Source organism: Kitasatospora sp. NPDC092948, from assembly GCF_044754805.1.
Lineage (GTDB): Bacteria > Actinomycetota > Actinomycetes > Streptomycetales > Streptomycetaceae > Kitasatospora.
Genome location: NZ_JBIVPU010000003.1, coordinates 861,652 through 884,488 on the forward strand (window position 1 = coordinate 861,652; position 22,837 = coordinate 884,488).

Annotated in this window: 22 protein-coding genes; 20 read left to right on the forward strand and 2 right to left on the reverse strand. The window is 71.2% G+C overall.

The genetic code is table 11. The features are described 5' to 3' along the window. Window positions 1–223: 223 nt before the first annotated feature. Both ACIQF6_RS13360 and ftsH read left to right on the forward strand, forming a co-directional pair. The gene (locus ACIQF6_RS13360) at window positions 224–748 is read left to right on the forward strand and encodes a GNAT family N-acetyltransferase (protein WP_400893793.1); all 525 of its coding nucleotides are present in this window, start codon (window positions 224–226) and stop codon (window positions 746–748) included. A 57-nt stretch (window positions 749–805) separates the two neighbouring features. After that, the gene (gene ftsH, locus ACIQF6_RS13365; RefSeq protein WP_400893795.1) at window positions 806–2,710 is read left to right on the forward strand and encodes an ATP-dependent zinc metalloprotease FtsH; all 1,905 of its coding nucleotides are present in this window, start codon (window positions 806–808) and stop codon (window positions 2,708–2,710) included. On the opposite strand, the gene ACIQF6_RS13370 is transcribed toward ftsH, so the two are convergent. Next, window positions 2,697–3,497 carry an SAM-dependent methyltransferase gene (locus ACIQF6_RS13370; protein ID WP_400893797.1) on the reverse strand — a complete coding sequence of 267 codons (801 nt, stop codon included), beginning with the start codon at window positions 3,495–3,497 and terminating at the stop codon, window positions 2,697–2,699. The genes ftsH and ACIQF6_RS13370 overlap by 14 nt on opposite strands. A gap of 244 nt (window positions 3,498–3,741) precedes the next feature. On the opposite strand from ACIQF6_RS13370, the gene proS reads away from it, so the two are divergent. The 18 genes from proS (at window position 3,742) to ACIQF6_RS13460 (ending at window position 21,809) form a co-directional block, all read left to right on the forward strand. Then, a complete protein-coding gene (gene proS, locus ACIQF6_RS13375) occupies window positions 3,742–5,154 on the forward strand; it encodes a proline--tRNA ligase (protein ID WP_400893799.1) in 1,413 nt (470 codons plus the stop codon). A gap of 436 nt (window positions 5,155–5,590) precedes the next feature. Beyond that, complete coding sequence (locus ACIQF6_RS13380; RefSeq protein WP_043916169.1) at window positions 5,591–6,169, forward strand: hypothetical protein; 579 nt, start codon at window positions 5,591–5,593, stop codon at window positions 6,167–6,169. A gap of 524 nt (window positions 6,170–6,693) precedes the next feature. Next, the gene (gene rpsP / locus ACIQF6_RS13385) at window positions 6,694–7,122 is read left to right on the forward strand and encodes a 30S ribosomal protein S16 (RefSeq protein ID WP_043916170.1); all 429 of its coding nucleotides are present in this window, start codon (window positions 6,694–6,696) and stop codon (window positions 7,120–7,122) included. 2 nt (window positions 7,123–7,124) lie between these two features. Then, window positions 7,125–7,364, forward strand: coding sequence for an RNA-binding protein (locus ACIQF6_RS13390; RefSeq protein WP_014138265.1), 240 nt, complete (start codon window positions 7,125–7,127; stop codon window positions 7,362–7,364). Between the two features lie 167 nt (window positions 7,365–7,531). Next, a complete protein-coding gene (gene rimM, locus ACIQF6_RS13395; RefSeq protein ID WP_400893802.1) occupies window positions 7,532–8,254 on the forward strand; it encodes a ribosome maturation factor RimM in 723 nt (240 codons plus the stop codon). 5 nt (window positions 8,255–8,259) lie between these two features. After that, complete coding sequence (gene trmD, locus ACIQF6_RS13400; RefSeq protein ID WP_400893929.1) at window positions 8,260–9,078, forward strand: tRNA (guanosine(37)-N1)-methyltransferase TrmD; 819 nt, start codon at window positions 8,260–8,262, stop codon at window positions 9,076–9,078. A 154-nt stretch (window positions 9,079–9,232) separates the two neighbouring features. Then, window positions 9,233–9,583, forward strand: a complete 351-nt coding sequence (gene rplS, locus ACIQF6_RS13405) for a 50S ribosomal protein L19 (RefSeq protein ID WP_030458810.1) — start codon at window positions 9,233–9,235, stop codon at window positions 9,581–9,583. A 389-nt stretch (window positions 9,584–9,972) separates the two neighbouring features. Further along, window positions 9,973–10,599 (forward strand): signal peptidase I, encoded by a 627-nt coding sequence (lepB, locus tag ACIQF6_RS13410; RefSeq protein WP_400893805.1) that lies wholly within the window; start codon window positions 9,973–9,975, stop codon window positions 10,597–10,599. Window positions 10,600–10,807: 208 nt separating this feature from the next. Next, a complete protein-coding gene (gene lepB / locus ACIQF6_RS13415; protein ID WP_400893807.1) occupies window positions 10,808–11,752 on the forward strand; it encodes a signal peptidase I in 945 nt (314 codons plus the stop codon). A 205-nt stretch (window positions 11,753–11,957) separates the two neighbouring features. Next, a complete protein-coding gene (gene lepB / locus ACIQF6_RS13420; RefSeq protein ID WP_400893809.1) occupies window positions 11,958–12,881 on the forward strand; it encodes a signal peptidase I in 924 nt (307 codons plus the stop codon). A 167-nt stretch (window positions 12,882–13,048) separates the two neighbouring features. Then, window positions 13,049–13,798 carry a signal peptidase I gene (gene lepB / locus ACIQF6_RS13425; RefSeq protein WP_400893811.1) on the forward strand — a complete coding sequence of 250 codons (750 nt, stop codon included), beginning with the start codon at window positions 13,049–13,051 and terminating at the stop codon, window positions 13,796–13,798. A gap of 70 nt (window positions 13,799–13,868) precedes the next feature. Further along, the gene (locus tag ACIQF6_RS13430; protein ID WP_400893813.1) at window positions 13,869–14,342 is read left to right on the forward strand and encodes an NUDIX hydrolase; all 474 of its coding nucleotides are present in this window, start codon (window positions 13,869–13,871) and stop codon (window positions 14,340–14,342) included. A gap of 56 nt (window positions 14,343–14,398) precedes the next feature. Then, window positions 14,399–14,725 (forward strand): DUF2469 domain-containing protein, encoded by a 327-nt coding sequence (locus ACIQF6_RS13435; protein WP_030458804.1) that lies wholly within the window; start codon window positions 14,399–14,401, stop codon window positions 14,723–14,725. Window positions 14,726–15,015: 290 nt separating this feature from the next. Next, a complete protein-coding gene (locus tag ACIQF6_RS13440) occupies window positions 15,016–15,489 on the forward strand; it encodes a YraN family protein (protein ID WP_400893815.1) in 474 nt (157 codons plus the stop codon). Between the two features lies 1 nt (window position 15,490). Next, on the forward strand, window positions 15,491–17,143 hold the full coding sequence (locus tag ACIQF6_RS13445; RefSeq protein WP_400893817.1) for a YifB family Mg chelatase-like AAA ATPase: 1,653 nt from the start codon (window positions 15,491–15,493) through the stop codon (window positions 17,141–17,143). Between the two features lie 597 nt (window positions 17,144–17,740). Then, window positions 17,741–18,895, forward strand: a complete 1,155-nt coding sequence (dprA, locus tag ACIQF6_RS13450) for a DNA-processing protein DprA (RefSeq protein ID WP_400893820.1) — start codon at window positions 17,741–17,743, stop codon at window positions 18,893–18,895. Window positions 18,896–20,210: 1,315 nt separating this feature from the next. After that, a complete protein-coding gene (whiG, locus tag ACIQF6_RS13455; RefSeq protein ID WP_400893931.1) occupies window positions 20,211–21,041 on the forward strand; it encodes an RNA polymerase sigma factor WhiG in 831 nt (276 codons plus the stop codon). Window positions 21,042–21,152: 111 nt separating this feature from the next. Then, entirely contained in the window at window positions 21,153–21,809 is a 657-nt protein-coding gene (locus ACIQF6_RS13460; protein ID WP_400893822.1) for a TetR/AcrR family transcriptional regulator, read from the forward strand. A gap of 41 nt (window positions 21,810–21,850) precedes the next feature. Here ACIQF6_RS13460 and ACIQF6_RS13465 read toward each other — a convergent pair whose 3' ends face one another. Next, the gene (locus ACIQF6_RS13465) at window positions 21,851–22,444 is read right to left on the reverse strand and encodes a M23 family metallopeptidase (RefSeq protein ID WP_400893824.1); all 594 of its coding nucleotides are present in this window, start codon (window positions 22,442–22,444) and stop codon (window positions 21,851–21,853) included. Window positions 22,445–22,837: the final 393 nt, after the last annotated feature.

A 22,837-nucleotide genomic window follows, 5' to 3' on the forward strand; every position in this document is an offset into this window, starting at 1 on the left:
GCGGGCGCGAGAGCAGGAACTGCGCGACAGGCGCAGACCACGTCCGCAAGGTCGCGATCACGTTCAGGTCATCGGCCTGCGTCGCGATCTTGCGGACGTGGTGCGTTCCCCTCCGCGCCGTTCCGCCCCCTGGGCTTCGCCCGGGGGTACCCCGGCCCATCTGCGTTGGCGCCCACCTGGGTTCGCCCCCTGTTCGCGGACCCCTTGCGCGATGATGGCTGGCATGCGCGTAACGATCCGAGCCCCTCGCCCCGATGACGCCGTCCCCTATGCCGAGGCCGTGCGGCGTTCCGCCGAGCACATCGGGCGGTGGAATCCGGTGGAGCCGGACGTGCTGCCGGAGCTGTTGAACCGTCAGGGATCGGCGCTGCGGACGTTCCTGATGTTCGACCGGGAGACCGGCGGCATGGTCGGCAAGTGCAATGTGGCGAACATCGTGATGGCCCGGTACTGCAACGGCGTGCTGGGCTACGACTCGTACGTGCCGTTCGAAGGGACGGGGCGGATGTCGGAGGGCATGCGGCTGGTGGTGGACCGGTGCTTCACGCCGATCGAGCAGGGCGGGCTGGGGCTGCACCGGCTGGAGATCAACGTGCAGCCGGACAACGAGCGTTCGGTGGCGATGGCGCGTCGGCTGGGTTTCCGGCACGAGGGGTTCACGCCGCGGATGCTGTTCCTGCAGAACGCGTGGCGCGACCACGAGCGGTTCGCGCTGACGGCGGAGGAGTGGCCGACCCCCGTGCGCTGATTCGCGTCGCGGCGTTGCGCACCGATCGTCGGACGGAATGTCCGTATTGTCCGACGGGTGAGCAACCCCGTGCCGCCGCGTCAGACCCCCGACCAGCCCTGGCGGTCCGAGGGGGCACCGCCCCCCGCTCCGCCGAAGCGGAAGATGCCGGGCGGCTGGACGGGCCTGATCCTCACCGCCCTGGTGGTGTTCCTGCTGTCGGACCTGCTGCTGAGCTTCTTCGGCGGCGGCGGGTCCACCACCGTCTCGTACACCGAGTTCAGCAAGCAGCTCAACAGCGACAACATCACCAAGATCTACTCCAAGGGCGATGCCATCGAGGGCACCCTGCGGAACAAGCAGCCCAAGCCGGACGGCGGCAAGGGCGACTACACCGAATTCACCACCCAGCGACCGGCGTTCGCCACCGACCCGCTCTGGGACACCCTCCAGTCGCACAACGTCGAGGTGACCGCCCGCCCGGTGGTGCAGCAGCGCAGCTTCCTGGCCAACCTGCTGATCTCGCTCGCCCCGATGCTGCTGCTGATCGCGGTCTGGGTGTTCCTGGCCCGCCGGATGGCCGGCGGCCTGGGCGGCGGCGCGCTCGGTCGCAAGGCCCCGCCCAAGCCGGTGGACACCAGCCAGGGCCGGCGCACCACCTTCCAGGACGTGGCGGGCATCGACGAGGTGGAGGCCGAACTCAGCGAGGTCGTCGACTTCCTGAAGAACCCCCAGGCCTACCGTCGGCTGGGCGCGAAGATGCCGCGCGGCGTCCTGCTCTCCGGCCCGCCCGGCACCGGCAAGACCCTGCTGGCCCGCGCGGTGGCCGGCGAGGCGGACGTCCCGTTCTTCTCCGCCTCGGCGTCCGAGTTCATCGAGATGATCGTCGGCGTCGGCGCCAGCCGGGTCCGCGACCTGTTCGCCGAGGCCCGCAAGGTCGCCCCCGCGATCATCTTCATCGACGAGATCGACACCATCGGCCGCCAGCGCGGCGGCGGTGGCGGCATGGGCGGCCACGACGAACGCGAACAGACGCTCAACCAGATCCTCACCGAGATGGACGGCTTCACCGGCTCCGAGGGCGTGATCGTGATCGCCGCGACCAACCGGGCCGAGATCCTCGACCCCGCCCTGCTGCGCCCCGGCCGCTTCGACCGGCGGATCACCGTCAGCCCGCCCGACCGGACCGGCCGCGAACAGATCCTGCGGATCCACAGCCGCGAAGTCCCGCTGGCCGAGGGCACCGACCTGGACGCCGTCGCCCGCACCACCCCCGGCATGACCGGCGCCGACCTGGCCAACCTGGTCAACGAGGCCGCGCTGCTGGCGGTCAAACGCCAGCAGGACGCGGTCAACCAGGAGAACCTGTCCGAGGCCCTGGAGAAGGTCCAACTCGGCGCGGTGCGACCGCTGGTGATGCCCCAGCAGGAACGCGAACGCACCGCCTACCACGAGTCCGGGCACGCCCTGCTCGGCATGCTGCAACCCGGCGCCGACCCCGTCCGCAAGGTCACCATCGTGCCGCGCGGCCGGGCCCTCGGCGTCACCCTCTCCACCCCCGACACCGACCGCTACTCCTACACCGAGCCGTACCTGCGCGGCCGGATCATCGGCGCACTCGGCGGAATGGCGGCCGAGCAGGTGGTGTACGGCGTGGTCACCACCGGCGCCGAGAGCGACCTCGAACAACTCACCACCATCGCCCGCTCGATGGCCGGCCGCTGGGGCATGAGCAGCCTGGTCGGCCGGGTCACCGCCATCCCCAACGACAGCCAGTCCCCGTACGGCCTGTCCGCCGCCCCCACCACCCTGGACGCGGTCGACGAGGAGGCCCGCCGGATCGTCGCCGAATGCTGGGAGGAGGCGATCGTCCTGCTCAACCGGCACCGCCACCGGCTCGACGCCCTCGCCACCGCCCTGCTGGAGGCCGAGACGCTGGACGAGGAGGCCGCCTACGCCGCCGCCGGGATCAGCCGCGAGTAGCGTCCGCGGGCCGGGCGCCCGCCACCCAGCGGAACTCGTCCACCATCCGCACCGAACCGTCCGGGCCCAGGTACGGATGCAGCGCCTCCTCCAACTCCTTGGCCACCAGCGCCGCCCCGGCCCGCTGCTCCGCCCGGTCGAACAGACCGGTGGCCAGCAGCCCGCGGACCGCCGAGTCCAGGTCGGCGTACGCGAACGGACAGACCACCCGGCCGGTGGCGGAGGGGCGCAGACCCGCGGAGCGCAGCAGCGACTGCGGCGTCCCGGCGGCCGGTTCCTCCGCAGGGGCGTGCCGACGCGCCACCTCCAGCACCGCGGTGCTCCCGCAGCGCTCCGCCGGGCCCCGGTCCGCGAGTACCAGCAGGCCTCCGGGGAGCGTGCGCTGCGCGGACCAGGCGACCAGTGCCGGCGTCGGCGGCTGCTCGAAAACCGTCACCAGGGAGTGCGCCGGCCGGGGGACGGAGTGCGCCGCACGGGCGAGGCTCCCGCCGGGCTCCACCTGCAGCCCGCGGGCCGCCGCCAGCTCCCGCAGCTCGCCGTTCCACTCCACCCCCGCGACCTGTGCGCCGCGCCCCTCGGCGAGCAGCAGCGCCAGGCCCGACCGGCACCCCACCCCCAGCAGGCTGGTCGCCGCGCCGACCTCCAGCCGCCGGTAGACGTCCTGGTAGAGGGGGACGAGCATGCGCTCCTGGATCTCCGCCCAGTCCCGCGCCCGACCGCACCGCTCCACCGGACCGTCCGCCCGGACCCGGTCCACGGTGCTGCCGGTCACCTGCGCTGAAGCCATCGCGGCCTCCCAATCGGTCCACGTCGGTCCTCGGAATCGGCTGCCCGTGCCGCAGCCCGGCACCCCCCGGCCCCTCTCAGCGAACAGCGGGTCGCCCCCGTCGTCCAGAGGGGTGCGAGCAGGTATCCGCGCGCTGCGGGTGTGCGCCCCGGGGTGTGCGCGGGCGTGCCACCGCCCCGTCAACGGGCCGCGGTGGGGTAAACGGATTCACGGTCCGGCCGTCACGCCCCGTACCATTCGGCCCATGGCTAAGGCACCCGTTCTCACCCCCCAGGCGGAAGACTTCCCCCGCTGGTACCAGGACCTCATCAACAAGGCAGAGCTGGCCGACAACGGTCCGGTACGGGGCACCATGGTCATCCGACCGTACGGCTACGGCCTGTGGGAGCGGATGCAGCAGGAGATGGACGCCCGGATCAAGAAGGCCGGCGCCCAGAACGCGTACTTCCCGATGTTCATCCCGCAGTCCTACCTGACCAAGGAAGCCGAGCACGTGGAGGGCTTCGCCCCCGAGCTCGCGGTGGTCACCCACGGCGGCGGCAAGGAGCTCGAGGAGCCGGTGGTCGTCCGGCCCACCTCCGAGACGATCATCAACGAGTACTTCTCCAAGTGGGTGCAGAGCCACCGCGACCTGCCGCTGCTGATCAACCAGTGGGCCAACGTGGTCCGTTGGGAGCTGCGTCCGCGCGTCTTCCTGCGCACCACCGAGTTCCTCTGGCAGGAGGGCCACACCGCCCACGCCACCTACGAGGACGCCCGCGCGTACGCCTCGCAGATCCACACGGACGTCTACGGCGACTTCATGACCAACGTGCTCGGCATCGACGTGGTGCTCGGTCGCAAGACCGCCCGCGAGCGTTTCGCCGGCGCCATCAACACCCTCACGCTCGAAGGCATGATGCGTGACGGCAAGGCCCTGCAGATGGGCACCAGCCACGAGCTGGGCCAGAACTTCGCCAAGGCCTTCAACACCACCTACCAGCTCCAGGGCGCCGAGCGCGAGTACGTCTGGCAGACCTCCTGGGGCGTCTCGACCCGCATGGTCGGCGGCCTGATCATGTCCCACGGCGACGACAACGGCCTGCGGGTTCCGCCGCGGCTGGCCGCCGTCCAGGTCGTGGTCCTGGCCATCAAGGGCGAGGACGCGGTGCTGGCCAAGGTCCGCGAGATCGGCGCCCAGCTGGAGGCCGCGGGCGTTCGGGTGGTCGTCGACGACCGCACCGACACCCCGTTCGGCCGCCGCGCCGTCGACTGGGAGCTCAAGGGCGTGCCGCTGCGCATCGAGGTCGGCCCGCGCGACCTGGAGGCCGGCACCGCGATGCTGGCCCGCCGGATCGCCGGCGGCAAGGAGCCGGTCCAGGTCGACTCCCTGGCCGCGATCGTCCCCGGCATCCTGGAGGAGGACCAGGCGCTGCTGCTGCGCGAGTCCCGCGAGCGCCGCGAGGCCCGCACCGCGGATGTGAAGACCATCGACGAGGCCGTCGAGGCCGCCGCCACCGGCTGGGGCCGGATCTCCTGGGCCGACCTCGGCCCGGAGGGCGAGGCGAAGTTGGCCGAGCAGGGCGTGTCGGTGCGCTGCCTGATTGCCGCGGACGGCACCGTGCCGGCCGCCGACGACCAGGAGGGCAACCTGGCCCTGGTCGCCCGCGCGTACTGATCCGATCACCGCGAGCGTCCCCGGGCCGACGGCCCGGGGACCGTGTGCGGAGCGTGATCACCGCGGTGAGCTGCGGAAGCGCCGGCGAAGCCGCGGGGTGACCCCGGTGGAACCCGAACCCCGTTTTACATACTGGTAGTTGAGACTACCGACCAGTCAACTCCCGGCGGTACCTGACAAGCGGTACGGTATACGGCCCGTGGCCCTGTCAATTTTCGGACAGGTCGCGGGCCGTCCGTCGTGGGGATGTTGGGCTCCGCGACGGGTGCCGAGAGCCCCGGCGAGAGCGCCGGGTCCAAACGTGCAGGGGGTTGGTCTTGCGTCAGTCCGGAACCGCACAATTCGCGTGCGGAAGTGCATTCCTGAGAGTTCGCTGGGAATTCCCGAACCACGGGGTCCGGCGGAACATCGGCTCTCTCCCCATCGTTGGTACAGCGTGAGCACGACACAGCCCCTCGTCCTTGCGGCCGAACTGGCCGCCGCCTGGAGCGACATCCAGGCCCACCACCGGGACCTGCCCGACCTGGCGTCTCCCGAGGCGCTGATCGGCGAGTCCTCGTCGGCCTGCGGCACCCGGCTCAACTTCGAACGCCTGCTGCACGAGGCCGCGCACGGCCTGGCCGCAGCCCGCGAGATCCGCGACACGTCGCGGGCCGGGCGCTACCACAACCGCCGCTTCCTGCTGCTCGCCTCCGAGCTGGGCCTGGCCCACCCGGTCGAGCCGCACGCCAGCAGCGGGTTCTCCCAGGTGACGATGGGCCACGAGACCCGCGAACGCTACGCCGAGACCATCGAGCGTCTCGACCGCGCGCTCGGGGCGCACCAGCTCGCCGTCGCCGGCGAGGGCAACCACCGCGCCTTCCGCGGACCGGCCGCCCGGCACGGTTCCTCGGGCGGCGGCGTGCGGGTCAAGGCGGTCTGCGGCTGCGGTCGCAACGTCCGCGTCGTCCCGTCGGTGCTGGCGCAGGCCTCGATCGTCTGCGGCGCCTGCCAGCAGCCGTTCAAGATCGCTTGACATTCGGTGCTGCTGAAGAACGCTTGATCCGGACCGCGGGCGGGGGTGCCCGCGGGCCGGCCGTGAGTCGGCCGGCCCCTTCGGGGGGCGGTCGACACAACTTTTTCCGGACACTTTCGCGGAGGCTTTCCGCGGTGTTTCGCGGGTGCTTCTGAGCGCTTCCGGGTGTGGTTCCGAGTGTTTCTGGGCGCTTCCAAGTACTCCGGGTGCTCCGGGTGCTCGGTTGTGCTCCGGGTGCTTTTCGGGGAGCGGCGGGCGTGTGGTCGGTGTCCGGCCGCCGCGTGATCTGTGTGCGGTTGGCGCGGGCTTGGCGTGCGGTCGGCGTGCAGTCGGTGTGTCGCTTGTCGTACCGGCGGCGGTCGGGGGGACCTCGACAATGTGGCAGAATGGACAGCTGAGTACTCGGCAGCCAGGCAGGACCCTCTCTCCTAACGGCTGGCGTGTCCCTTGAACGGCACCTCGCGCCGCAGCCCCACGCGGCGGAGCGCTGCTCACCCACGTCAAAACCAGGAGAATCCACACCCGTGGCTGTCAAGATCAAGCTGAAGCGTCTGGGCAAGATCCGCTCCCCGCACTACCGCATCGTCGTCGCCGACTCGCGCACCAAGCGTGACGGCCGCGCGATCGAGGAGATCGGCATCTACCAGCCGACCTACAACCCCTCGAAGATCGAGGTCGACGGCGACCGCGCCCAGTACTGGCTGTCCGTCGGCGCCCAGCCGACCGAGCCGGTGCTCGCCATCCTCAAGCTGACCGGCGACTGGCAGAAGTTCAAGGGCCTGCCGGCTCCGGAGCCGCTGAAGGTCGCCGAGCCCAAGGTCGAGGACTTCTCGCACCTGTTCGCCAAGGCCGTCGCCGGCTTCGAGGACGCCACCACCGGTGTCGCCATCACCCCGAAGGCCAAGAAGTCGGACAAGGCTGACGAGGCCGAGGCCGCTTCCACCGAGGCCTGAGCATGATCGAGGAAGCCCTCGACCACCTGGTGAAGGGCATCGTCGAGCACCCCGACGAGGTGCAGGTCCGCTCGCGGAACCTGCGCCGCGGTCACACCATCGAGGTGCGGGTGCACCCCGACGACCTCGGCAAGGTGATCGGCCGGGGCGGCCGCACGGCGCGCGCACTGCGCACCGTGGTCGGCGCCCTCGGCGGTCGCAACGTCCGGGTCGACCTGGTCGACGTGGACAGCCTTCGCTGACCTCCTCGATCGACCGGCAACGTCAACCGACAGGTCGACCACCGGGTTTCCGGACCGGCCGGGACGCATCCGTCCCGGCCGGTCCTTCCCGTTTTCCGGCCCTGTTCGTTTTTTGAACCTCACACCTCGCTCGCCTCACCCAGGCTCATCTCAGGAGAACGATCACCGTGCAGCTCGTCGTCGGCAAGATCGGCCGCGCCCACGGCATCCGAGGGGACGTCAGCGTCGAGGTCCGCACCGACGAGCCGGAACTGCGGCTCGGACCCGGCGCGGTCCTCCTCACCGACCCGGCCGGCATCGGACCGCTGACCGTCGAGTCCGGCAAGGTGCACAGCGGCCGTCTGCTGCTGCGCTTCGCCGGCGTCAAGGACCGCACCGCCGCCGAGGCGCTGCGCGGCACCTTCCTGATCGCCGAGGTCGACCCGGACGAGGCCCCCGAGGACCCCGACGAGTACTACGACCACCAGCTGATCGGCCTGGACGTCGTCCTCACCGACGGCACCCTGATCGGCGAACTCACCGAGGTGGTCCACCTCCCGTACCAGGACCTGCTCACCGTCCAGCGCCCCGACGGCACCGAGGTCCTCATCCCGTTCGTCGAGCAGATCGTCCCCATCATCGACCTGGACGAGCAGCGCGCCGTGATCACTCCGCCGCCCGGCCTGATCGACCCTGCCGACGCGGTGGTCGCCTCGTCGCGCGAGGGCGAGGGGGCTGCCGCCGGTGACTCGGAGGACTCCGACGGCTCTGGTGGCCCGGACGACGACGGCTCTGGTGACTCGGAGGACGACGGCTCCAGTGGCTCGGACGACGAGGGCTCTGGTGACTCGGACGACGACGGCTCCAGTGGCTCGGACGACTCGGACGACTCGACCGGGGGTGCGGTGTGACCGACATGCGGATCGACGTCGTCACGATCTTCCCCGAGTACTTGGAGCCGCTGAACGTCTCGCTGGTCGGCAAGGCGCGGGCCCGGGGTCAGCTCGACGTGCACCTGCACGACCTGCGGCAGTGGACCACCGACATCCACCGCACCGTGGACGACACCCCCTACGGCGGTGGGCCCGGCATGGTGATGAAGCCCGAACCGTGGGGTGCGGCGCTGGACACCGTCCTCGCGGCCGGCCCCGAGGGTGAGGTGCCGACCCTGGTGGTGCCCACCCCCAGCGGTCGACCGTTCACCCAGGAACTCGCCCAGGACCTGGCCGCCCGCAACTGGCTGGCCTTCGCGCCCGCCCGTTACGAGGGCATCGACCGTCGGGTCATCGACGAAGCCGCGACCCGGATGCCCGTGGTCGAAGCCTCCATCGGCGACTACGTGCTGGCCGGAGGCGAGGTCGCCGTGCTGGTGATGGTCGAGGCGATCGCCCGGCTGCTGCCCGGGGTGCTCGGCAACGCCGAGTCGCACCGGGACGACTCCTTCGCCCCCGGCGCCATGGCCGACCTGCTGGAGGGCCCGGTGTACACCAAGCCCGCCGAGTGGCGTGGCCGCGAGGTGCCGGAAATCCTGCTCAGCGGCCACCACGGGAAGATCGCCCAGTGGCGGCGCGAGCAGGCCTTCGCCCGTACCCTCGCCAACCGGCCCGACCTGGTGGCCCGTTGGCAGCGCGACTCGTTCACCAAGAAGGAACGCGAAGCACTCAGCGTCCTCGGCCTGGCCTGGGACGACACCGCCGGCCGATTTCGGTCTGCGGTAGAGCCTGTGGAAGAATAGGCGACTGCTGTCTGTCGCCCGGCCCCCTTCGCGGGGCCAGTGGACCGGTGCCCCCGCCACGGGGGGTTCATCGTCAGCCGAAGCGGCCCGCAGCACCACCCAGTTGAGACGAATTTCCGTGGGCGGCCCGTGGCGCCTGCGATGGAGAGCAACGATGAGCAACAAGCTCGCTGCTGTCGACGCGGCCTCGCTGCGTACCGACATCCCCGCCTTCCGCCCCGGCGACACCCTGAAGGTGCACGTCCGAGTCATCGAAGGCAACCGCTCGCGCGTCCAGGTCTTCCAGGGCGTTGTCATCCGTCGTCACGGCGCCGGCATCGGTGAGACCTTCACCGTCCGCAAGGTCAGCTTCAACGTCGGCGTCGAGCGCACCTTCCCGGTGCACACCCCGGTCGTCGAGAAGATCGAGGTCGTGACCCGCGGTGCGGTCCGCCGCGCCAAGCTGTACTACCTGCGTGACCTCCGCGGCAAGGCCGCGAAGATCAAGGAGAAGCGCGACGCGTGATCGCGCAGGCTCGACAGGGGAAGGCCCTCCGACCGGTTTAACCCGGGAGGATAGGCTCACCCCCGATGAGCACGCACGAACCACCGACGGACCGCGACGGCAGTCCCGCACCCACGGGTACGGACACGCCGACGCGGTCCGTTCTCGTTTCCGGGGACGGAGACACGGGCGGAGCCGATGCGGTAGCTGCGGCCGCAGCCGCGGCCGACCCGGATGCGGGCAAGAACGCCGAGGGCTCCGAGGGCGGAAAGGGCTCCGAGGGCGCTGAGGGTGCCGGCGATGCCGATAGCACCGGGGACGGCGAGGACACCGGGGACGGCGAGGGTGGCGACGGTGCCGAGGTCGGTGGTGGGCGGCGGTGGTCGCGGGACCTGCTGTGGATCGGTGCGGTGTGCGTGGTCACACTGCTGCTGGTGAACGCCTTCGTCGCGCGGCCCTTCGCGGTGCCGTCCGGCTCGATGGAGGGGACCTTGCAGCCGGGTGACCGGGTCCTGGTCAACCAGCTCGCCTACGCCTTCGATGGGCACCCGCAGCGGGGCGATGTGGTGGTCTTCGACGGCATCGGCTCCTTTCTGCCGTACCGGGACGAACCGTCCGGGGTGAAGCGCCTGCTGACCGAGGCCGGATTGGCCCCCGCCGGCGACACCGTCTACGTGAAGCGGGTGATCGGGGTGGGCGGCGACCGGGTCACCTGCTGCGGCTCCGACGGCCGCCTCCGGGTCAACGGGGTGCCGTTGGACGAGAGCGCCTACCTGCTCCCCGGCGACGCACCGTCGGCGGTACCGTTCGACATCGTGGTTCCTTCCGGCAAGTTGTGGGTGATGGGCGACCACCGCAGTGCGTCCCGCGACTCACGGGACCACCTCGGCGAGCCCGGCGGCGGCACCGTGCCCGTGAACCGGGTGATCGGACGCGCCGACTGGCTGCTGTTCCCCCTCGGTCGGACGACCTCGCTCGACCGGCCGGCGGCATTCGCCGCGATTGAGGGGACCGGTGGCCATGGGGAGCCACGGTAGACCCAGGGCCGCCATCGACGGCACGCCCCAGCCCGAGAACCGATCTCCCGATTCGCACCGTGCATCCTCGGACTCCGTGTACCTGCCCGCCCCCGGGGGCTCCGGGGGCTCCGGCAGAGCCGACGGTGTCGGGGGCGCAGCCGGAGTCGAGGGCGCCGGCGGAGTCGACCGAGCGGACGGCATCGACCAGGCCGACGGTGCCGAGGGCGTGGACAGCGCCGAGGGAGCGGACGGCACTGACCGGGCCGACGATGCCGAGGAGGCCGTCGCAGGCGGTGGGCGGGACGCGGTGGACCGCCACGGGCCCGTCAGAGGCCGCGCCGAGCGGCGGCGAACCGCCAAGCGGGCCGCGCGTCGTGGCCGTCGCTCCTTTCTGCGTGAGCTGCCGGTGATCGTGCTGGTGGCGTTGGTCATCGCCGTGGTGTTGAAGACTTTCCTGGTCCAGGTGTTCGTCATTCCCTCCGGTTCGATGGAGCCGACCCTGCAGGTCGGTGACCGGGTCGTGGTGGACAAGCTCACCCCGTGGTTCGGCGCGAAGCCGGAGCGCGGTGAGGTGGTGGTGTTCAAGGACCCGGGCGGCTGGTTGGAGGACAACCGCAAGCCGTCCACGGACGGGCCGGTGCTGCACGACGTGAAGTCGGTGTTCTCGGCGGTGGGGTTCCTTCCTTCCGAGGACGAGCGGGACTTGATCAAGCGGGTGGTCGGTGTCGCCGGTGACACCGTGGAGTGCTGCGATGCGCAGGGCCGGCTGAGCGTGAACGGCACTCCGCTGGACGAGCCCTACATTGCGCCCGGCAACGTGCCCTCGCGGATCACCTTCAAGGTGACGGTCCCTCAGGGCCGACTGTGGGTGATGGGGGATCACCGCGACCTGTCTGCGGACTCCCGCTACCACATGGGCAACCCCGGCGCCGGAACCATTCCGGTGGCGAACGTGGTCGGTCGTGCATTCGTGGTCGCGTGGCCGATCTCCCACTTCGGTCAACTGGGTGTTCCTGATTCACTCTCCTCTGTACCGGTGCGAGTGGCAGGATCATCGGCCGTTGGGCCGATTCCTGCGGAACCCCCGCTCGTTATGGGTGTGTTGGGCGTCCTCCCCGTCGTTGTCCGGCGGTGGGGAACGCACCGAGGGATCGGGCCGATGGCTGACTGACGGTCCGGTCGGCGCGTGGAAACACGGGCTGGTCGACCGGGAGTGATAGAGAAGTGCTGAAGTGCTCGGTTCCGGCCTGGTGTCGGGCGTGCCCGGGTAGGGCAAGCCAGAGGCGGGTTTTCGATCGATCGCAGAGTGTGGTGCCCGCTGTGCGGCACTGGTGAGCGCGGACGCGCAGGCGTCCGCACAGCAGGGAGGAGATGTCGTGGGGGATCTGGTGATCGGTGCCCGCTCAGGTGCTCCGGAGCCCGACGGGGAGCCTTCGGGCAACGCCGAGGGGCGAAACGCAGAGGACGGTGACGCCCTGATGGCGGAGGAGTCCGACGCGGTGGAAGAGAGCGATTCGGAGGCGTCGGCCAAGGCCAAGAAGGCTCCCAAGCAGCGTTCCTTCTGGAAGGAACTGCCGATCCTGGTCGGCATCGCACTGATCCTGGCGTTGGTGATCAAGACCTTCTTCGTCCAGGCGTTCTCGATCCCGTCGGGTTCGATGGAGAACACGCTCCAGGTCGGTGACCGTGTCCTGGTGGACAAGCTCACCCCGTGGTTCGGCGCGGAGCCGGAGCGCGGTGAGGTCGTGGTCTTCAAGGACCCGGGCGGCTGGCTGAACGACGAGCCCGCCCAGCGCAGCAGCAACACCTTCGTGCGCGGGATCCAGGATGTCTTCAGCTTCATCGGGCTGATGCCGTCCAGCGACGAGAAGGACCTGATCAAGCGCGTCATCGCGGTCGGCGGTGACACCGTCGAGTGCGAGGGCTCCGGCCCGGTCAAGGTGAACAACATCGCACTCGACGAGCCGTACATCTTCGCCGGCAACACCCCGTGCGGGGGGAAGCCGTTCGGTCCGGTGAAGGTACCGGAGGGCCGGATCTGGGTGATGGGCGACCACCGTGCAAACTCCCTGGACTCCCGCTTCCACATGGACCAGCCGGGCGGCGGCACTGTGCCGGTCGGGAACGTCGTCGGCCGCGCGTTCGTGGTGGCCTGGCCGATCGGCGACTGGGCGACGCTGCCCGTCCCCGACACCTTCGACCAGAAGGGTCTGGCGGCCGGTGGGCCGCTCGCCCCGACGCTGGCAGGTGCGGCCCTGGCCGTTCCCGGCGTGTGGTGGGTACGCAAGCGCCGTCGCTGACCGGTCGCAGACCGTCCGCGATTGACTCTTGCGCGGGCCGTGGTACTCGTGAGTAGTCTGCTCGCACGTGCCACGGCCCGCAGTGCTGTCCAGCCCAGGACGGCGAGCCCCGGGCAGGTAGCGAGCGCTCGCCCGGAGCGCGTGAGCGCCAGGAGAGGGCGAAGCCGATGACCAGTGTCGCGGAGCGGACACCGCCGACCGAGGCCAGACCCGCCCGCCGCCGGAGCTCGGCGTCGATCGTGCAGAGCCTGGTGATCGCGATCGGATTCGTGATGCTCGTCGGCGGCTTCGCGGTGCTCGCCGTCCAGTACCGGCCCTACAAGATCCCCAGCGGGTCGATGAGCCCCACCCTGGAGATCGGCGACACCGTCCTCGCCCACACCGCCGACGGGACGTCGATCGGACGCGGCGACATCGTGGTCTTCCAGGACTCGGACTGGGGCAACGCCACCCTGGTCAAGCGGGTGGCTGCAGTCGGTGGTGACACCGTCTCCGGCGACCGCGAGGGGCGGATCACCGTCAACGGCCACCAGCTGAACGAGCCCTACCTGGCCAAGGCCACGGTGGCCACCACCGAGTTCTCGGTGACGGTGCCCGAGGGGCGGCTGTTCCTGCTCGGTGACTTCCGTGGGAACTCGTTGGACTCGCGCAGCCACCTGGACGTGGCCTCCGGCACCGTCCCGGCCTCCGGGGTGAAGGCACGGGTCGAGGCGGTGATTCTGCCGCTGTCCCGGGCCGGGCTGGAGGGGCGCACCACGGCCTTCGACGAACTGGGTGCGCCGGGTGCGCACCAGGCGGGAGCCCTGCTGCCCGCCGGCTGGACGGCGATCGGCGGGGCGGTCCTGATCGTGCTCGCCTCGGCGGCGGGCTGGGCGGCTTCGCTGGGTCGCATGCTGCGGGGGCGGCGGAAGGCTTGAATCGGGGGCCGGCGGCACCCGGAGGCCGGCCCGGAGACGTGCGCAGAACCTCAGGACGGAGCTGAACCAGGTGGTGGTCGAGCGTCGCAGGGCCGTTCGCGTGCTGCTGGTCGACCCGGACGGGCGCGTCCTGCTGCTGCACGGAACCGACCCGGCCAGGCCGGGCGTCGACTGGTGGATCACCCCGGGTGGCGGCATCGAGCCGGGCGAGAGCCCGGCCGACGCAGCCCGGCGCGAGCTGGGCGAGGAGATCGGGCTGACCGAGGTGGAGTGGGGACCGCTGGTTGCGTACGGCACGGTGGAGTTCTCCTTCCGGGGCAGGGACTACGAACAGGAACAGTGGTTCCACCTCGCCCGCACCGGCCGGGGCGAGGTGGCACTGCGGCAGAGCGGGGCGGACGAGCACGCGCTGTTGCTCGCCGTCCGTTGGTGGACGGTGGCGGAGTTGAGGGCCACCGAGGAGACCGTGTATCCGCGCGAACTGGCGGCGCTGTTGGAGCAGGTTCTGAGGGAAGGGCCGCCAGAACCGCCAGTACGGCTCTGAGCACTGGCCCGGTGGTCCACAATGGGGTGGACGTGACGAGTGAGGGGACGCTTGGAATGAGTGCCGAAGACCTCGAGAAGTACGAGACCGAGATGGAGCTCAAGCTCTACCGGGAGTACCGGGATGTCGTCGGCCTGTTCAAGTACGTGATCGAGACCGAACGGCGTTTCTATCTGACGAACGACTACGACCTGCAGGTGCATTCGGTGCAGGGCGAGGTGTTCTTCGAGGTGTCGATGGCGGATGCGTGGGTCTGGGACATGTACCGACCGGCCCGGTTCGTTCGGAAGGTCCGCGTGCTGACTTTCAAGGACGTGAATATCGAGGAGCTGGCCAAGAGCGATCTTGAGCTGCCCTCGGACGACTCCGCGTTCGGGAACTGACCGTTCTGCGGCTGCACGGCCGGCCCGGGAGCGCCCCGGGCCCGACCGCCCGGGGTGGGCGGGGAACGGCGCGGCCGACCGCGCCCTTCCCTCCGGGCGACCGCACGGTGATGAGGTGCGGCGATGCCCGGGCCACCGAGACTGGTCGCTGAGTTCGCCGGTTGTCCAGCGCATTTTTGGCTTTGTCGCTCGAACGAGCGAGCTAAGTTATCCACAGGCCCGAGTTATCCACAGGCCTGACGATTTCACTGGCTCACTTCCCGGCTGTGACGGCAACCTTCCGGCCGGAGGTGATTGCCGTGCAGAATCCCAACAAGATTTCCACCAACGGCCTCGGACGCTACGGCGAGGAGGTCGCTGCCCGCCGGCTCACGGAGGGCGGGCTGTGCATCCTGGAGCGCAACTGGCGCTGCGCCGAGGGCGAGCTCGACATCGTCGCACTGGACGGGGACACCCTCGCGGTGTGCGAGGTGAAGACCAGGTCCGAGCGGGGCTTCCAGCAGCCGTCCGAGGCGATCGACCGGACCAAGGCCGACCGACTGCGCCACCTCGCCGAGCGTTGGCTCGCCGAACGCTGGCCCGAGCACTTCTGCCGACTGGTGCTGGCCGCAGCCGAGCGGGTCGAGGGCGGCGAGCCGCTGGACGAAGCCGCAGTCGGCGGGCCGGCGCCTCCGCCGCCCGGGGGAGTGCGCATCGACCTGGTCGCCGTGGTCAACCCGCTCAGGGGTGCCGCCGCGGTCGAGCACCTTCGCGGGGCGGTGTGAGATGGCCTTCGCCCGTACCTGCTCGGTCGCCCTGGTCGGGGTGGACGGCGTCGTGGTCGAGGTGCAGGCCGACCTCGAACCCGGACTCGCAGCCTTCAGCCTGGTGGGCCTCGCCGACAAGGCCCTCCTCGAAGCCCGCGACCGGGTCCGCGCAGCGGTCTCCAACAGCGGCGAGAAGTGGCCGCTGCGCAAACTCACCGTGGGCCTCACCCCAGCCTCCGTACCCAAGAGCGGCAGCGGGTACGACCTGGCCGTGGCCTGCGCGGTCCTGGCAGCCGCCGAACGCCTCGACCCCGCGTCGATCGACGGCCTGCTGATCATCGGCGAGCTCGGACTGGACGGTCGGGTACGCCCGGTGCGCGGTGTCCTGCCCGCGGTCCTCGCCGCGGCGGACGCCGGCTACCGCCAGATCGTGGTCGCCGAACAGACTGCCGCCGAAGCCGAGTTGGTCCCAGGCGTCTCCGTCCTCGGCGTGCGAAGCCTGCGGCAACTCATCGCCATCCTCACCAACGCCCCCGTCCCCGACGAACCGCCAGACCCGTCCACCGGTCGCCCCGACTCCTCGTTCGCCGGACTCCTGCTCCCCGGGCTCGGAGTCCGGGACGTCACCTCGGACCATGCGCACCGACCCGACCTCGCCGACGTGGCCGGGCAGTACGAAGCCCGCCAAGCCCTGGAGATCGCCGCAGCGGGCGGCCACCACCTGTACCTCAAAGGGCCGCCCGGAGCCGGCAAGACCATGCTGGCGGAACGACTACCCGCCCTGCTCCCACCACTCACGCAGGCCGAAGCCCTCGAAGTGACCGCGATCCACTCCGTGGCCGGGCTGCTCCCACCCGACCGCCCGCTGATCGACACCCCGCCCTACTGCGCTCCGCACCACTCGACCACCATGCCCGCCATCGTGGGCGGCGGGACGGGACTGCCCCGACCCGGCGCCGTCTCCATCGCTCACCGCGGCGTGCTCTTCCTCGACGAGGCACCCGAATTCCCGGTCCGGGTCCTCGACGCCCTGCGCCAACCCCTGGAATCGGGGGAGGTGATGATCGCCAGAGCCGCAGGCTCGATGCGGCTGCCCGCCCGCTTCCTGCTCTGCCTGGCCGCCAACCCCTGTCCCTGCGGCCGCTATTCGTTGAGAGGAGAAGGCTGCGAATGCACACCCGTCATGGTCAACCGCTACCAGGCGCGATTGTCCGGGCCGCTGCTGGACCGGGTCGACCTCCAGGTCCAAGTGGCCGGAGTCAGCAGGGCCGAGCTGATGCAGCAAGGCGGAAAGGCCGAGAGCACGGCCACAGTCGCCGAACGCGTGAGGGAGGCCCGCGAACGAGCCGCCGCTCGCCTCGCCGACACCCCGTGGCGGACGAACGCCGAAGTACCCGGGCACGAACTGCGCACGCGCTGGCAACTCGCACCCGGCTCACTCACCGACGCCGAGCGTGACCTCGACCGAGGCCTGCTCACCGCACGAGGCCTCGACCGGATCCTCCGCGTCGCCTGGACGGTCGCCGACCTCGCCCACCGACCCCGCCCCACCCGCACCGACGTCCAGACCGCGCTCACCCTCCGCACCGGAGTCCAGCGCGTCACCCGACCGACAGACCGCCGATCCGACATGTACTACGACGCGGATGCCGAAGTGGGAGCCGAGGTCTGATCACCCATCACCTTGCTGGCGGCCGGCAGCACCGGCCGGCGTGCAGGCCGCCAGCCCGATACACGCCCCCGCCCCGACCGCCCATTGGTCGAGTCACCGTAGGAGGACCACCTCGTGACCGCAGCAGTTCCCGCTCCCCAGCAGCAGGCCGACGCCGCGACAGCGTCGACGGTGCTGACCTCGCCGCCCGGCAGTCCGGCCTGTGACGGTGACACCGAGCGCCCACACGGTCCGGCCCGCCCCGCACAACCCAAGCCCGGCACACTGCACTTGGTGGACGAGCCCGCCCCGCCCGATCCATCCGGCAGTCCTTGCCCGCCCCGCCCGCCCAACGGCCCTGCGCCGGACGGCGGCCACGAGCGGCTGCGCCACCTGATCCGAGGAGCTGGTCCGCCCGGCCTCCACCGGCCGGGCCCGGATGCGGCCGACCACTGCCCGCCGTCACCGGACACCGCGGCAACTGCTGTTCGTGCCGGCCACATTGCCGTGACGAGCCGGCACTGCACGGCCGAACCGGTCGCGGCAGGTCATGCCATCCGTCCGGAGGCGGTGCGGGGTGACCACCGAGCAATCCGCCCCACCCGGTGGGCTGCAGCAGTGACCACCCCGGACCCGCCCGAGCCCGAGCGGGTGGCCCGAGCGGCGCTCACCAGGCTGATCGAACCGGGTGACGCGGCCATCGGCCGGGCGATTCAGCGACTGGGTGTGGTCGGCCTGGTGCAGGGCTTCTACAACGGAGCGTCGCCGAGTCGGCTGGGGCTCGGGGCGGACCGGATCGCCGCCTACCAGGAGAGGTTGCGAAAGTTCAACCCGGCCACCGACCTTGAACGAATCGCCAAGCTCGGTGGGAAGTTCATCATTCCGGGCGATACCGAGTGGCCCTCACAACTGGACGACCTCGGCGACAGCCGCCCGGTCGGACTGTGGATCCGAGGCCGGCCGGGGCCGCGGCTGCCGTCGCTGCGTCTGCTGGCTCTGAGATCGGTCGCCATCGTCGGATCCCGGGCCTGCACCGCATACGGGCGGCACATCGCCGGTCAACTCGGGTCGGAGCTGGCTGAGCGCGGCTGGGTGGTGGTCTCCGGGGCCGCCTACGGCGTCGACACGGCCGCCCATATGGGAGCGCTGGCCGTCAACGGAATGACGATCGCAGTCCTGGCCAATGGAGTTGACATTTGCTACCCGCGTGGGAACAAAGCACTGATCGACCGGATCGGGGGCGATGGGTTGCTGGTGAGTGAGCTGGCGCTCGGAATGAACCCGACCAGGTTCAGATTCGTGCTGCGCAACCGGGTGATAGCGGCGCTCACCCGAGGCACCGTCGTGGTGGAGGCCGCACCGCGCAGCGGCGCGCTCTCCACCGCGCGGCGCGCCTTGGATCTCAACCGGCACACCATGGGCGTCCCCGGCCAGGTGACGTCCGAACTCTCGGCTGGAGTCCACGCATTGATCAGAAGTGGTGCCGCGACTCTGGTCACCAACGGTGCCGAAGTGGGCGAACTGATCGGCTCTGTCGGTGACGATCTGGCACCCGAGCGAGCCGGTCCGATCCTGCCTCGCGACGTGCTGGCACCACCGGTGGCCCGCGTCCTGGAGGCGGTGCCGGCGAACGCGGACGGCGCGCCGGTGCAGCGGCTCGCCCAGTACGCCGCGCTCTCCCCGCAGGAGACCGTGCACCACCTGCACGAGCTGAGTTCGCTGGGCTTCGTCGAGCGTTACGGAGCGCACTGGAGGTTGGTGCGACGCAAGTGATCGGATCTGCACAACAGCGGACACGGAAGGTCGACCGAACGGAGCATCCCGTCAACAGGAAGGAACCCCAGGTGAGTTGAGAGCGGCGCTGAGACGGCTGAGCCCGGGTGGGCGACACCGGGGAACGGGTGTGACTCAAAGATTCCGATGTGTCGGGGGAGGTCTGTGCTGGTCGGCGGCCCAGCGGAGGCGGGACGCCCGACTGTCGATCGGGGCCCGGACCGCGACGCGCCGGGGGAGCCCGCCACTGCCACCGGATCGGGCGACGCCCGAGTGGCGGTAGCACTGTGCAGCTACTCGGTCACGCTACGCTCGGTTATGGCGTCCCTATCAGCACATGACTCGGCAGAACGGCGCAGACCAACGCATGGCCACTCACATTCCCGGACACAGGGTGACCGGTGACGGTCGGCCCCCGGACGGGCCGGGGGCCGAGATCCGCAACGCCGCGGAGTTGCGGGCCAGGTCCTCGGGAGTCGTGGGAATGACGCGTCCGGGCACTTCCCCGACCGCGCCCCCACAGTCCCAGGCCCGTCCCACCTCGCCCTCGCCCCTTCCCCGTCCTCCCGTCCCACAGGGGCCGTCGGACCGGCAGTCCTCGACGCGCCCACCCGTCGAGCGCCCCGGTCAACTGCTGCCCTGCCCACAGGCAGTGCCGCTGAGCGCCCCGGCCAATCCCCGGCCGCGCGGTGATGACACCGGCGGCCCGCCGGACGGGTCGGCACCGCTCGGCGGTCAGCGCTCCGATCAGCGCGTTGATCGGTCGGACGTCGATCGGTCGGGCGTTGATCGGTCGGACGTCGATCAGCAGGGCGTCGACCGTGCGGGCGGCGGTCGACTCGGCGAAGGCCAGGGCGGCGATGGACCGCAGCCCGAGCGGACTGCGGTCGAGGCGCCGGCGGATGCCTCCACCGCCGACGCGTCGCCTGCGGCGAACGGCAGAGCGGTGCGCGGCCAGTCCAGGCGCGGCGTGCGGTCGAAGGTGAAACCGGGAGAACCTCCCGTCCGGAGCTCGCAGGTTCGCAGGCAGGCGAGTGGCCCGGAGGCGGAACGTTCCCTGGAGAAGACAACGCCGCCGGCCGGCCCGGGGCAGGGGTCGGGAGCGTCGAAGCCCGGACTGTCGGGCGGGCCGTCGCCGACGGGGCCGGCATCGGTGGGGCTGCCGCCGGCGGAGCCGCCAGTGGTCGGACCGCCACCGGTCGGGCCGTCATCGGTTTCGGTGCCCGGGCCCGGGGCACCTGCGAGGGAACCTGCGGGGGCGACGGTGCCCGCGCCGGCGGTGGCGCCTGTGGTGGGTGCCTCCGGGGCGGGCGGCGTGGGTGTCGAGGCGGGGTCGGTCGGGAGCCAGGGCAGGGGAGGTGAGCGAGGCGGCGGGAAGGGCGGGGATCAGTCGGCGCTACAGGCGTTGTGGCGCTCGTACAAGGAGACGGGAGACCAGGGGCTGCGCGACCAGCTGATCCTGCACTATTCGCCGTTGGTGAAGTACGTCGCGGGCCGGGTCGGGGTCGGGCTGCCGGCCAATGTGGAGCAGGCGGACTTCGTGTCCTCGGGGGTCTTCGGGCTGATCGATGCCATTGAGAAGTTCGACATCGACCGGGCGATCAAGTTCGAGACGTATGCGATCAGCCGGATTCGCGGTGCGATCATCGACGAACTGCGGGCGCTGGACTGGATCCCGCGGTCGGTGCGGCAGAAGGCGAAGGCGGTCGAACGGGCCTACGCGACCCTGGAAGCCCGACTGCGGCGGACGCCCCACGACCCCGAGGTGGCGGCGGAGATGGGCATCGCGCTGGACGAGTTGCACACCATCTTCAGCCAGCTGTCGCTGGCCAATGTCGTGGCGCTCGACGAACTGCTGCACTCGGCGGGCGAGGGCGGTGACCGGCTGACGCTGATGGAGACCTTGCCGGACAACGGTGCCGACAATCCGGTCGAGATCGCCGAGGACCGCGAGCTGCGCCGCCTGCTGGCCTCGGCGGTCAACACGCTGCCCGAACGGGAGAAGACGGTGGTGACTCTCTACTACTACGAGGGCCTGACGCTGGCCGAGATCGGTCAGGTGCTCGGGGTGACCGAGAGCCGGGTCAGCCAGATCCACACCAAGTCGGTGTTGCAGCTGCGGGCGAAGATGTCCGACGTCCGCTGAGGAGGTGCGGCGGCAAATGCGATGACGGCGGCAACGCGGCGGTGGCGGTGGCGGGCCGGCGGGTGCGCGGTGTGGGCCCCCGTCGGCCGTCGGCGTCCGTAGAGTTGGTGCGTGCCGAAAATCCGAGCGGCCACGGTGGCCGAGCATCGACAGTTGCAGCAGGCAGCACTGTTGGACGCCGCGCGCGTCCTGTTGGCGGAGGGCGGCAGGGAGGCGCTGAACTTCGGTGCCCTCGCTGCGCGTACCGGGCTGGCCAGGTCCTCGGTGTACGAATACTTCCGGTCCAAGTCCGAGTTGGTGGAAGCGCTCTGCACGGTGGACCTTCCGCTGTGGGCCGCCGAGATCGAAGCGGGCATGGCGGCCTGCGACGGTGCGGCCGAGCGGATCGAGGCGTACGTCCGCGGGCAGCTGGCGTTGGCCGCCGATCCGGTGCACCGCGCCGTGGTGGCCGTCGCCGAGTTCGAGCTCGACGACGCCGCGAGGGCACGGATCAGGGCCGCGCACACCGGTCTGACCGCGATGGTGGTGCGCACCCTGGAAGAACTCGGTCACTCCAGGCCGGTCGTCGCAGCCTCGCTGCTGCAGGGCGTGGTGGAGGCGGCGGTCCGCCAGATCGAGCGGAGCCGGGAGGCCGCCGACGCGTCGGAGATCGCCGACACCGCGGTGCGGTTCGCCCTGGACGGCCTCGGCCCGGGCGCGGCCGCCGCCGACACCGCCCCGGTCGGGACGGACTCCGGCTCCGGCTCCGCCGGGAGTGGTCAGGGCTGATCCGTGGCCGGGGCCGAGCCGTGGCCGGGGCTGATCCGGCGTCAGGGGGAGTCGAGCGGGAGCAGCCGGGCCCGGCCGGTGCCGAACAGGGCGAGCGGGTCGAGGTAGCGGGTGCCGCGGAGCAGGCCCCAGTGCAGGCAGTCGACGGGGCAGTGCCCGGAGCCGGCGGTCAGTTCGCCGATCGGGTCGCCCGCCGAGACCGCGGTGCCGACCGGGACGGAACCGGCCACCGGGAGGTAGGTGGTCCGCAGCGGGGGAGTGCCCGAGCCGGGGTGGGTGACCACCACGACCGGGCGCCCGGCCACCTCTCCGGCGAACGTCACCACGCCGGCTGCGGCCGCTCGCACGACTGCCCCGGGCGGGGCCGCCAGGTCCACGCCGCGATGCCCGGCCGCCCAGCGCTCCGGCGGTGGGTCGAACCGCCGAAACAGCGCGGATCGACCGCCCACCGGCCATACCCGCCCCGGCCCCGCGACCCCGGACCCCGCCACCCCCGAGAACCCCGTCGCGACCGCTGTCGCCGCCGGACTCCCCGAACCGCCCCCACCGGCGCCCACGGACACGAGCCCGGTCACCAGCAGCATCACCCACGCCCGCCGGATCGCACCCCGACCCCGCGCGTCCCACCACCCCATCTCGAACCTCCCTCGGAGCCCGGGCCGCCCAGTGCCCCGGGTGCCCCACCATGGGGGTCACAGCGCCGGTGCCGCCCGCCGATTCCGGAAGCTGTGGACAAACCGGGCCTGTGGACAATTGCCGTCCCCCACAGGGGTGAAGGGTGGGCGGCGCCCCGCCCGCAGCGGTGCTGAACAGGGCGGCGGGACCGCGCGGAGTCGCCCGCCGCTCGGGGCTTCCCGTACACTTCACACGCGACCCGGTCTGCCGGGTCGACTTCGCACGCCCCGCCACCGACGGCCTGTCCCCCTCCGGGAACGGTCCACGGTGCGAGTGCCGCTCGGTCCGCCGAGCCTGCCGAGGCCGCAAGCCCCGTGCAGGCCAAGCGGCTTGGCACGTCGGGGCGTCAGGCG